Origin of the sequence: Paenibacillus roseus (assembly GCF_016424485.1) — a bacterium.
Taxonomy (GTDB): domain Bacteria; phylum Bacillota; class Bacilli; order Paenibacillales; family Paenibacillaceae; genus Paenibacillus_D; species Paenibacillus_D roseus.
Map to the genome: position 1 here is coordinate 51,332 of NZ_JAELUP010000004.1, position 12,920 is coordinate 64,251.

Annotated in this window: 5 protein-coding genes and 1 pseudogene; 5 read left to right on the forward strand and 1 reads right to left on the reverse strand. The window is 47.1% G+C overall.

What is annotated here, in order from left to right; all coding sequences use genetic code 11:
- Nucleotides 1-21 precede the first annotated feature (21 nt).
- Nucleotides 22-1,761 carry a WD40 repeat domain-containing protein gene (locus JFN88_RS01855; RefSeq protein ID WP_199017589.1) on the forward strand — a complete coding sequence of 580 codons (1,740 nt, stop codon included), beginning with the start codon at nt 22-24 and terminating at the stop codon, nt 1,759-1,761.
- A gap of 33 nt (nt 1,762-1,794) precedes the next feature.
- Here JFN88_RS01855 and JFN88_RS24315 read toward each other — a convergent pair.
- Nucleotides 1,795-1,970: pseudogene (locus JFN88_RS24315) on the reverse strand (IS5/IS1182 family transposase); the annotation flags it as partial.
- A gap of 988 nt (nt 1,971-2,958) precedes the next feature.
- Between JFN88_RS24315 and JFN88_RS01860 the strand changes: the two are divergent.
- The 4 genes from JFN88_RS01860 to JFN88_RS01875 form a co-directional block, all read left to right on the forward strand.
- Nucleotides 2,959-5,262, forward strand: a complete 2,304-nt coding sequence (locus JFN88_RS01860; protein WP_199017590.1) for a preprotein translocase subunit SecA — start codon at nt 2,959-2,961, stop codon at nt 5,260-5,262.
- A 67-nt stretch (nt 5,263-5,329) separates the two neighbouring features.
- Nucleotides 5,330-6,106 (forward strand): hypothetical protein, encoded by a 777-nt coding sequence (locus JFN88_RS01865; RefSeq protein ID WP_199017591.1) that lies wholly within the window; start codon nt 5,330-5,332, stop codon nt 6,104-6,106.
- Nucleotides 6,107-6,132: 26 nt separating this feature from the next.
- Complete coding sequence (locus JFN88_RS01870; RefSeq protein ID WP_199017592.1) at nt 6,133-6,531, forward strand: hypothetical protein; 399 nt, start codon at nt 6,133-6,135, stop codon at nt 6,529-6,531.
- A 60-nt stretch (nt 6,532-6,591) separates the two neighbouring features.
- Nucleotides 6,592-12,920 (forward strand): immunoglobulin-like domain-containing protein (locus tag JFN88_RS01875; RefSeq protein ID WP_332908413.1); only part of this gene is annotated, 6,329 nt, incomplete at its 3' end.

Sequence of the window (12,920 nt, forward strand, 5' to 3'; positions counted from 1 at the left end):
CAAGAAGGGGTGCATGTGCAAATGGCACACACAGGTCCGATTAAGACAGTTGTAATTGATAGGAAAGGTGAATACGTCTATACCGCCGGATACGATAAACGAGTTCTCAGGTGGAATTACGAGAAAGGCAGCTCCGAGCAGTTGACCCAGCATAATCACTTAGTTAATGCGGTGAAGCTGACTCAGGATAACAGGTATCTTATTTCGGCTTCGGCTGACTATACTATCCGGGTGCTGGATTTGCACAAGGATGAAATTGTAACGGAGTTATTCGGTCATAACGATGACGTAGAGTCACTGACGCTCGCAAATAACGATCAATTATTAATTTCCACATCCAACCAGCATGATGGCCGGGTACTGGTATGGGAGTTAAGTACAGGCCGTATTCTTGTTCAATTTTCCAAGCATAAGAACAGTGTGAAATCGGTGTGGGTTAATGGTGATCAGGTATACACCAGTGATAATGACGGTCTTCTCTATATTTGGGAGCTTAAGACTGGAGAGGTCCTACAAATTCTCGGGCCGTTCAATTATGATTTGGATGTTGTAACCGGAGTTGCTTCCAAACAGCAGGCATTTCTAGGACTCGACAGCGGTGAATTGGTTGTTCTGGATACTCTTACACATAAAGAAGTAAAGCGTGTTCAAGCTCATGACATTGGTATCAAAACAATTAAAGTGTCCCCGTCCGAGCGGTTTATTCTGACCGCAGGCTATGATCATAAAATTAAAGTGTGGGATGTCGATCTTACTTATATCAAGACACTGCCTTCCTATCCGTATCAATGGGAAGTAGATTTTGCCTGGCATCCCGATGAGCAGCATATTCTCGGCGGCAGTTTTGGAGTTAAATACAGTGTTTGGGATGTGAGCAATGAAACAATTCTGGAACAGGATATTGTCAAAGCGACCCCGTCTATTAATGATTTGGACGTTCGGGGAGAAATCATAATTACGGCATCAGATGACGGTGTGTTTCGTGTGAACGGTGAAGCCGTTGGTCAGACCAGCGGTATTCTGAACAATGCCGCTGGATTGTCATCCCGCGCAGATTTGGCAGCTTGGGGGGATCATGCAGGAGCCGTCCATATTTATGACTTGGCGGCAGGCAAGCTGCGTACGACGGTTCAACTGGATACAGGACCGATTAATAAAATAAAATACGATGAACCTTCGCATTCGTTCTTTGTTGGTACATACGGAGGTTTTATTCACCAGATCGAGCTGAACGAAGGGAAAGAAATTTTTAGGTTCAAGGCGCATGAAGGCGCTATAAAAGGAATAGTCATCGAGGAAGATTGGATTTTATCAGGTTCAACAGGAGGGCAATCTTTTGTATTTAATAGACTTAATCTGGATGCTCCTCCCGTAGATTTGAAATCATCTCCATTTATTGTAAATGACGTAGCGTTCAGCCCCGAACTGCAATTGGCGGCAACTGTTGGGAGAGACCGCTATGTACGGGTTTTTGAGCCTAAAAGCGGGAAATTGAAAACCTTTCATAATTTGCATAACTATTCGATTAAAAGTGTTAGTTTCAATAATAACGGTGTGTTATTTGCAGGTGATTACTGGGGATATATAAGCATTTGGAATTTAGGCACAAATGAGTTATTCAAAATCAGACCGGCTTCCAATGGGATCAGCAGCATTGCTTCCAGAGGGAGCAGCGTACTTGCCGCGTCTTATGATGGGGCCGTCTATGAAATTGATGAACAGGGATTGTTTAAAGAAGCAATACGTTTATTACAACAATGATTAATTAGGGCTCTTCGAACGTTCGAACGATTTTCATCCAAAATTCAGAGCTATGCTCCAAGGAGACAGCACCTGGACATAGGGCAAAAAATAACGTGGAGCCTGCGCTCCAGACTCATCACCAGAAGTTGCAGCGTAATAACCAATGGGCTTGTCCTTACAAGGCGTGCTCAAATTAAGCCAAGTCCGTACTTGCGCTTGCCTTCACCCTCCTATCCCTAACTCCATACATGTGGAATGTTGTTCAGTGTTAATACGGAAGGATAATTTAATCGGAAATGTATTGGCGGTAATAGTAAGAGGGGCGGAGAACCCCTCTTTTTTAGTCTAGCGATTTAGGATGCGATTTCTTCAATTTTGCAATTGATTCGTAGCCCTGGTCCCGAAGTTAGGGTATTCATGTAAATTCATCGATTCGATGCATGATTAGCACATTTTCTTCGCACCCCAATTCATGCTTTGCTGCAATTTAGATCACGTTCTGCTTCTCACGAAGGACCTTCAGTACTTCCTTCATCTTAAACTCAGAGGTATATCTGTTCTGTTTTTCATAAAGAACATAATAATAGATAAAGGCAAGCCAAACCACGGTAAGATGACGAAAAGTGGGTAACCTATTACTAATAATAGACCTGAGAAGACGCGCGGAGATGTTATATAGGCTGCAAACCATATGACTAATCCTGCAAATAAAATAATTGGACATGCGCGTCTATCATTCATTTGGCTCTCCTATTTGAAGTGAACTTTGACTTTACTATGTTTATCGACATTTTTCGATATTTTATTAATAATAATTTAAATATGCTTGTTGACCAGCATATTTAGCTGCCAAAACTATCATGAAAATAAATCTTGTCTGGCAGTAAAGAGAGCGTCTCCACACGCTGAGGCAGTGAAACGACAGAGTACCTTGTGCATCTTTTCACACCTTAAAAATCAAAAAAGACTTTCTTGACATATTGTAGCGCCATATCGTATCGTCTTCTCATAGGACAAGTTTACCAAATTTTCGCTGAGTTGATAGTTTGAAAATACGTCCTAGGGCATATTTTGACATGTATTTTTTAGTAGAAGTTTGTCGTTTTTCATAGTTAGTCCATAAGTAGTAGTCACCAAGGTTTTTCCTTGTGGGAGGTGTAAAGCATAAAATTGAGTGGTGCATGGTGGACAAAAGGACTAATAAGACACAAAGTAATGGATTTGAAGAAAGCAATATCACTGATTAATCGGAAATATGATCTACTGCAAAATCTATCAGAGTCGGAATTTGTTCAGCAGATAAGGCGGCTCAGAGAAGAGGTTGCACAGCAAACGAGGCCTGAGCACGTTATCTACACTGCCACAGCTCTTGTTAAGGAAGCAGTTAGGCGGAAGATGAACGTTATTCTGCATGATGAGCAGTTGATGGGCGGTTACGCCATGATCAGAGGAAACGTTACAGAGATGATGACCGGCGAGGGTAAGACCTTGACGTCATTAATCCCTCTTTTCTGGTTCGGGCTGCAAGGCAGGGGCGTTCATATGATTACGGTCAATCCGTATTTGGCTGAACGGGATTATATGCAGGCACGGGATGTGCTTCAGCTGTTGGACATGTCCGTAGGACTTAATCGTTCAGATCTACATATGAAAGAGAAACAATCCGTATACGCATGCGAGGTAACTTACGGCACTTGGTCGGAATTTGGCTTTGATTACTTGAGGGATCATCTCGTATACGATTCAGGACATCAAGTTCAGCGCCCGCTGGCGTACGCGATCATTGATGAAATTGACAGCGTGCTTATCGACGAAGCCAAGACGCCAATGATCATTGCAGGCAAGGTAAAAGCCGCTCCGGATCTCTATTACATTTGCAATAAATTTGTCAAAGGTTTACGTGAGAATAGAGATTACGAGCGAGACACGGAAACCAATCAGGTCATGTTTACCGAGTCGGGGATTCGTAAGATTGAAACGGTATTTATGATCGATAATTTGTTTGATTTGGATCAAACGACGGTTTACCATTATTTGCTCCAAAGCTTAAGGTCTCAGGTATTGATGGAAGCTGACCGGGACTATTTAATTGCTGGCGGTAAAGTTCATATTATCGATGCATTTACAGGCAGAGTGCTTGAGGGCCGGGAATTTAGCGAAGGTTTGCATCAAGCAATTGAAGCAAAAGAAGGACTCGCGCTAAGCGAGGAAACTCGCTCTAATGCTTCAATCACGGTTCAGAAATACTTTAGTCTGTACCCGAAGATGGTTGGAATGTCCGGTACGATACAGACGGAAAGAGAGGAGCTTCGGCAAATTTACGGTTTGGACGTGATGCCGATTCGTACACATCGGCCCGTCGCTCGTAAAGATGCTCCGGATCTTATCTTTGCAACCAAAGAAGCCAAACTGCAGCGGCTTGTAAAGGAAATTACAGCTTTGCATAACCATGGGACTCCCGTTCTTGTGGGTACAACCTCGGTACAGCAGTCGGAAGAACTGGCTGAGAGATTGTCTCAGACCCATTTGCCATGTCAGGTTCTGAATGCCAAGACAGAACAGGAAGAAGCGGAGATCATCGGACGCGCAGGCAGAAAATCAGCGATTACGATAGCAACGAATATGGCGGGGCGCGGAGCAGACATCCGGCTTGGCGAAGGTGTAGCGGAGTTGGGCGGACTTCATGTTATCGGTCTGGAGAGGCATGAAAGCCGGAGGATCGATATGCAGTTGCGTGGAAGGTCCGGCCGGCAAGGAGACCCTGGCGCATCCCGGTTCTTCATTTCGCTTGAGGACGAGCTGATGGTACGCTTTGCCAGTGAAGAAGCAGAAGCCAGGCGCGAATCGTGGAAGTGGGGGGAAGATGGAGCTTCCACTCCGCAATTGCTTCGTTTCGTGGAAATGGCTCAGTCAAGGGCAGAGCAGCAAATGTACAGCATACGTAATTTGCTATATAAGCTTGATTGTGTCGTTCATAGGCAGCGGGAGTGGTTCTATGCCCAGCGCGAGAATCTTTTGCTGACGGAGCATATAGAAGATGTTATTTCTCGCTCAGTATCCCATTGGATTGACGACTGTGTAGAAAGGCTCTGTCCGGCTAATCGGCTTCCAGAAGAATGGAAGGTGAGGCAATTGGGACAAGAGTTTGGATTATCGTCTTCGATCCAGGTGACGGATTTCATGAAACCAAGTGATGTGAGCGAGCAAGTGACCAATATTTGGCGCCTGGATTGGGTGCGGTTTCTGGAGCAGGCACAGCAGAATTGGCGTTCTAGCTGGAAGGAGAGGTGTCTGCGCCTGATCGATCAATGTTGGATTGAGCGTATGGAGGTATTAGGATCGATTAAAGAAGGCATTCATTTTAGAGCCATCGAAAAAAGAGACCTGGCTGATGTGTATGAAGAGGAAGCCTATCATCTGCATCTGAAATTCGTACGCAAATACCATCGTGCCATTACGAGAGAAGTGATTCAGGAGATGAAAATGATGCCTGAATTATCACGTATCGCTTTTTCTTGAGGTTAGCCAGATTGCATTCATATAAATTTATTACAATTAAAATTCATGAAGAAGAGAGGGTATTTCCTTGTCTAAGAAAGAATCGAGTTCTACCAAAAAATTAAACAAAAGAATTGCGAGGGCGTTAACGTTAACAATTGCAGCAGCAGCGGTTGTACCGCTATTGCCTTCTAATTTAACAACAGCCGAAGTGTCACGGGATGTAAAAGCAGCGGATGAGATTGAGGTTCAGTCTGTGGATGCCGCTGATCCAATCAATCAGGAGCCAGAGGAGAAACAACCTGAGGTTCAAGTGCCAATAGTAGAAGCACCAACAGAAGAAAAAGAAGAGCCAGCAAAATCAGAAGTTGTCGTTCAACCGGAGGTGGCAGCATTGAATCCCGCACAAACAGCTAAATCAGTTGCAGAGTTGCAAACTGCATTGACCGCTGTCGAACTGGCTTTGAATTTAACGGGTTACCAGTCGCTTAGTCCTGAGGATCAAGCAGAAGTGGCTGCCGTACTGCTTAACAGCAATTCCGGCGAAGCATTCGGAGATTCGGGCGCTATACAGCAGGCTCTGAATAAGGCAGTTGCGGCTCAAAGGGACATCGCTGCGCTTCGCGATGCAATTACAGCAGTCAATTCTGCCCAAAGCGCAGAACAGTTGAAGCGTGCATTGGAAGTTCCGTATTTGGGACTCGTTCTGCTGAATTACAGGAATTTGAGTGAAGAAGGCAAGCTTGCGACTGCAGCTGCAGTACTCCAAGCCGTGCCTGCCGGCGGTTTCGTGAGTCGTACTGATATTCAGAAGTCGTTCAACACAGCTATTGCTGCGGTTCTTGAAGCCGGAACGCAAGAATAGAGAGCTTGGTACCGGGAGGTTAAGGTATGAAAGGCTTGACAGGAGTATGGTCTCGTCTGCGTCAGCGGATATCTTCATCAACTCTAACCGAAACGATAGCTGAACATCCCGATATGGAAACGCAGCATGAAGAGGAGATCGTACAGGGAATCGATGAATTGGAGCTGCATGAGCAGCTCAGGATCATAGGGATCGCAGGTCGATACTTGGATGAACATTATGCTCAGAAGCCGAGAGGCTACGCCGCATTGGACAGGGGATTTGCACTCAAATCCCAAATGTTCGTGACGAGCGGGGAAGAACCGGTTTATCGCGTTAATTTGGATGTGTTCTATCAGGATTCGGCGGGACAACGCAAATTTGAACATATCGTCAGCCTGATCCGCTTTGGCCAGGATGAATGGCATGTATTTCAAGTGAAATAACAAGTAATCACAATGGATGAACTGACAGCTTCCAAATGGATAAAAAGAGAGGTCTCATACATGTATAAGGAAAAAAATGGAAATAAAAAACCATTAACCAAAAGTATAGCTACCGTGCTTTCTGCTACAATTGCAGCAACATCGGTCGTTTCTGTACTGCCAACCAATATTGCCAGTGCGGATGAAGCTTCAGCTATTGCTGCAGTCAATGCTGCAGCAACGGTAACTGAAATGCGAAGCGCGCTTGCTCAGGCGGATTTGGCCTTGAATCTTACAGGCTATGATCTCTTAAGTTCTACAGGTAAAGACATCGTTGCCCAAAAAATGATCGATTTCCGCACACACAACGGTAATTACAGTTCAGTAACCGTTATTCAGCAAGAGTTGAACAAAGCAGTAGTTGAACGACAAAACTTGGAAATTTTGAATAATGCTATTCAAGCTGTAAATACGGCAGCATCCGCATCTGATTTGAGAGTTGCGCTAGAAGATCCGGCACTCGGTTTGATCCTGACCACATATAACAACTTGAGTACGCCTGGCGGCAAGCAGGAAGTTGCTCAATTGCTGTTCGATTATATTGGCGCACATGGTCATTTTTCAGATCAAGCTGCAATTCAAAATCAATTTAATATTGCTGTTCAAGCTACGTTGGATAATGAAGCACTTGCTTTCGCTGTGAAAAGTGTAAATGACGCAACGGATGCAAATGCCATAAAGATTGCGCTGGAAGATCCTTATCTTGGACTCGTTCTTATCTCTTACCATAACTTGAGCTTGTCAGATCAAATCGTGGTCGCTCAGCAGCTGTATGAATTTAAGGAAGAGAATGGCGCTTTTGCTAATAAGGCCGCTATCCAAACGAAGCTGAACGCACTCGTATCTCAGAGGGTCCAAGATGCAGCTTACGATGCGGCAGTACAAACGCTTAATGGTGCGTCGTCAGCTGTAGCAATGAAATCGGCTTTGGAGGCTTCGGATCTCGGACTAGATCTTACGGAATATTACAAGTTGAACGCCGTCCACCGATTAGCGGCAGCTCAAGCGGTTCTGGATTATAAAACGTTGAATGGCTCGTTTGCAAACCAGTCGAGCATTCAAGCGACACTTAGCTCAATCGTAGCTGCCGAGCAAGTTGCTCAAGCTGTAGATGTGGTGAATGCTGCCGCGGATGCCAACAGCATCAAGAGCGCTTTGACTGCTTCCGTATTGAACCTTTCGCTAACCACGTATAACGGCTTGTTGACAGCGGACAAAGACGCGGTAGCCGCATTTGTTCTGGCAAATCGGGGATTGGGTTTCGCGGATCAAGCCGCCGTTCAGGCAGCATTGGATGGAGCTATTGCAACAAATGCTCCGATAGCTGCTGTGAATTTGGCAACAGATGCAGTCGCAGCGCAATTGGCGCTCGAAGCTGCACCGCTCGGGCTTGATCTAGGAAATGCCTATACCGTGTGGGCATCAGCGGATAAAACGGCCGTTGCAAGTGCCTTGGTTGCGAATCGTCCAATAGACGGCTATGTGAACATAGCGGCTGTACAAGCAGCGTTCAATGCAGCAGTCATTGTTAGAACACCTGTAGCAGTGGTGAACTTGGCTGCTGATGTGATTCAGCTACAAGCGGCTCTGGAAGATGGAACGCTTGGCCTTAATCTGGGAGCAAACTACGCGACGGACTGGCTTGACGCTGATAGAGCTGCGGTAGCAGGGGAAGTCTTGGTTAACCGTCCAGGTACTGGTTTCGTAGATAAGGCTGCTGTGCAAGCATCATTCAATGCTGCGTTACTTGCACGCGCTGCAGTTGCGGCTGTGAATACAGCGCTTGATAAGGCTGATATACTGTCGGCGTTGCAAAACGAAACGCTGGATATTGTTCTCGGCGAATTTGCAAGCTGGAAAGAAGCTGATCAAGAAGCTGTAGCTGCAACCGTACTAGCGGCTCGTCCAGGTACTGGATATGTGGACAAAGCCGCTGTACAAGCCGCTGTTGATCTTGCTTTGGCGGCTCGCAAGGACATAGCTGCTGTAAACAGTGCCACAGATGCAGCTGCGATGCAAGCGGCGCTGGAAGAACCCAATCTTACGCTTAACCTGGGAGCTTCTTACTCCGGTTGGCAATTGGCTGATAAAACAGCGGTGGCAACAGCCGTTCTAAATGCTCGTCCTCTTAACGGGTATGAGGACCTTGCTGAGATTCAATCGGCTTTTGACGCGGCTGTTTTAGACGCAGTGCCGCTTGCTGGTGTGAATGGAGCAGGCAATGCCGCGGATATGAAAGCTGAACTGGAATCCGGCTCACTGAATTTGATTTTGGGACCATCGTACAATAATTTATCCGATCCGAACAAAACAGCTGTAGCTGCTTGGGTGCTAGGCAACCGTCCAACTGGCGGCTATACAGACAAAATAGCGGTACAAACAGCTTTGGATATGGCCATTGCAATTCAATATGTGAACATTGCTGTCAATGCAGCAGATATGAAATCGGCGCTGGAGGATTCGACGCTTAATCTTACGCTTGGCGCTTATGCAAACTGGGGAAATGCGGATCAAAATGCGGTTGCGGATGGAGTAATAGCGGCTCGCGGAGCAGGTTACGCGAGTAAAGCGATGATTCAAACTGAACTCGATTCACAAATCGTTGCACGTTTAGCGGTAGCTGCAGTAAACCTGGCAGCAAATGCAGGGGCAACACAAACCGCACTGGAATCCGAAACGCTAGGCTTAACACTTGGAGTGTATACAGACTGGACACCTGCTGATAAAGCAGCGGTGGCAGCGGCAGTACTTGCGGCTCGTCCTGCCGACGGTTATGTAGATAAAGCGGCGGTGCAAACAGCATTCGGTAATGCGATAACAGCCAGGTCCAGTGTGGCGGCTGTGAATACCGCAGCAGATGTAATTGCAATTAAAGCCGCACTGGAATCCGGCTCGCTTGCCTTGACGCTTGGCAATTACTCAGGCTGGTCAGCAGCGGATAAATCTGCGGTAGCTCAAGCAGTGCTGTTGTCTCGTCCGAGCAACGGCTTCGTGGATAAAGCTGCGGTGCAAGCGACATTTAGTGCAGCGGTAGCTAGCAGAACGGCAGTAGCGTTAGTCAACTCGTCGTCAGCTGCCGCTATTATGAGAATAGCTCTATTGAATCCTGCGCTAGATCTTATACTTGGAGCCTATGAGAACTGGACGAACGCGGATCAACTCGCAGTTGCGAATACAGTTCTAAATGGTATACCTGTAGGTGGTTATGTAGATAAAGCTGCTGTGCAAACCGCATTTGATGCTGCATTTGCAGCCAGATTGCCTGTAGCCAGTGTGAACATCGCTACAACTGCAGCAGCAGCACAAGCGGCACTTGAAGATGCGGAGCTGGGATTAACGCTTGGCGATTATGAGAGCTGGACAACTGCTGACAAATCGGCAGTGGCAAGTGCAGTACAAGCAGGTCATCTTGGCAATGGTTATGCGGATATAGCAGCTGTACAAGATGCCTTTGACGATGCAGTTATTGCACGAAGACCAGTAGCGTTAGTCAATATTGCAATTGACGAAGAGGGTATACAAACAGCGTTGGTGAACATTACGCTGAATCTGGATCTGTCGGACTATGATACATTGCTGTTGTCGGATCAATGGTTGGTTGCGGCCCACATTTTGGAGCATAGACCAGTTGGAGGATTTGCAGATAAAGCAGCTGTACAGTTAGCACTGAATAGTGCCATTGACGCTGAGGCAACGATGGCTGCAGTGAATCATGCAGCAACGGATTCGGCCATGAAGACCGCTTTGGAGAATGGCGATTTAGGCCTTTCCTTTGGCGATTATGAAAACTGGACGAATGCGGATAAGCTGGCGGTTGCGGCATACGTGTTATCCAATCGTCAAGCAGTCGGTTATCCGAATGTAGCAGCTGTTCAGGCTGCATTCAATGATGGAATTGAAGCGCGTCGCGCGGTGGCAGCAGTAAATATCGCTACAACTAAAGCAGCCGTACAGGCAGCTTTGGAAAATTCAGCGTTGGGTTTGGCGCTCGGAGCTTATGCAGGCTGGACAGTATCTGATAAAGCGGCTGTAGCCGAAGCGGTTCGGTTAGCTATCCCTGTCAATGGATATGCAGACCAGACAGCGATACAGACGGCATTTGATTTAGCATTAGAAGATCGTGAAGCGGTGGCAGCAGTTAACATTGCGCAAACTCCCGCTGCTCTGCAAGCGGCGTTGGAAGACGAAGACCTCTCCCTTACACTTGGCGTGTATGAAGATTGGTTAGCGGCGGATCAATTGGCAGTTGCAGCGGCTGTGTTGGACGCTCGTCAAAACGATGGCTATACGGATAAAGCTGCTGTACAAGCGGCATTTAATACGGCTGTAGCCGGACGTACTGCGGTTGCAGCTGTGAATTTGGCATCCGATGCTGAGGAGTCACAGACGGCACTGGAAGATGTATCGCTTGGTTTGATCCTTGGCTCGTACGAGGATTGGACAGATTCAGACAAAGAAGCCGTGGCAAATACTGTAATTACAACTCGTCCTGGTGGCGGGTATGCGGATAAAGCTGCTGTACAAGCGGCATTTAATGCAGCAATTGCTGCACGTGCTGCGGTAGCGGCAGTAAATACGGCTGCGGATGCAACAGCTATGCAAGCAGCACTGGATGACGCAGCGCTCGGCTTGACGTTTGGCGCATATGCAAACTGGACAGCCGCAGATAAGACAGCGGTAGCAGAAGCTGTACTTGCAGCAGTGCCAACAACTGGGTTTGTGAATCTGGCAGCTGTGCAAGTTGCTTTTGACGCAGCAGTCCTGGACAGAACAGTCGTGGCGAATGTAAATATTGCATTGACCCCTGCAGCCATACGGACAGCGTTGGAGAATGCTCAATTAGGGCTGGATTTATCTGTATACAATACGCTGGGGAACAAGGACAAGACGGATGTTTCCGGCAAAGTATTAACTTCTCGCCCAGCTACCGGTTTTGTAAGCCAGTTGGAGATTCAGACAGCACTTGATAAGGCATTGGATACTGGAGTTTTAGATCGCGATCTTAACGCCCTTAACATTCAGTTCGCAGCTGGGGATACAGCTGGCCGTGTTACTGGGAACATTGAGCTTCCTAATGTAGGAGCCGAAGGTTCAACAATCGTTTGGACTGCGGATATTCCAGATGTTGTTGATATTGCTGGCACAACGGGCACGATTACCCGTCCTGCTTATTTGACTGGTGATGCAACGGTTACGCTGTCAGCTGTATTGACATACAATGGCGAGTCCAAGACCAAAGAATTTGTTATTAAAGTCATCAAACAATCGATTAGCGACAGCGAATCGGTAGCGGCGGATAAGGCATCGCTAAATGTGGGCTTCGTTCTGGGAGACTCAGCAGCGGGCGTGACGCAAGACTTGAGCTTGCCGACAGCGGGAGCGAACGGAACAGCGATTACATGGTCTTCGAGCAACGAAACAGTAATTGCGACCAATGGAACGGTAAACCGTCCAGCGAAAACAGCGAACGATGTGATTGTGACATTGACAGCAACGATTAAAAAGGGTGACGAGCAAGAGACGAAACAGTTCACAGTGAACGTTCTGAAGCTAACAGCGTTTAACGATGTAGAGTCGGTAGCAACGGATAAAGCATCGCTAAATGTGGGCTATGTCTCTGGAGATTCAGCAGCGGGCGTGACGCAAGACTTGACGTTGCCGACAGCGGGAGCGAACGGAACGACGATTACATGGTCTTCCAGTAACGAAACAGTAATCGCGACCAATGGAACGGTAAACCGTCCAGCGAAAACAGCGAACGATGTGATTGTGACATTGACAGCAACGATCAAGAAGGGTGACGAGCAAGAGACGAAGCAGTTCACCGTAAACGTTCTGAAGCTAACAGCGTTTAACGATGTAGAGTCGGTAGCAACGGACAAAGCATCGCTAAATGTAGGCTATGTCTCTGGAGATTCAGCAGCAGGCGTGACGCAAGACTTGACGTTGCCGACAGCGGGAGCGAACGGAACGACGGTTACTTGGTCATCGAGCAACGAAACGGTAATCGCGACCAATGGAACGGTAAACCGTCCAGCGAAAACAGCGAACGATGTGATTGTGACATTGACAGCAACGATCAAGAAGGGTGACGAGCAAGAGACGAAGCAGTTCACCGTAAACGTTCTGAAGCTAACAGCGTTTAACGATGTAGAGTCGGTAGCAACGGACAAAGCATCGCTAAATGTAGGCTATGTCTCGGGAGATTCAGCAGCAGGCGTGACGCAAGACTTGACGTTGCCAACGGCGGGAGCGAGCGGAACGACGATTACTTGGTCATCGAGCAACGAAACGGTAATCGCGACCAATGGAACGGTAAACCGTCCAGCGAAAACAGCGAACGATGTGAT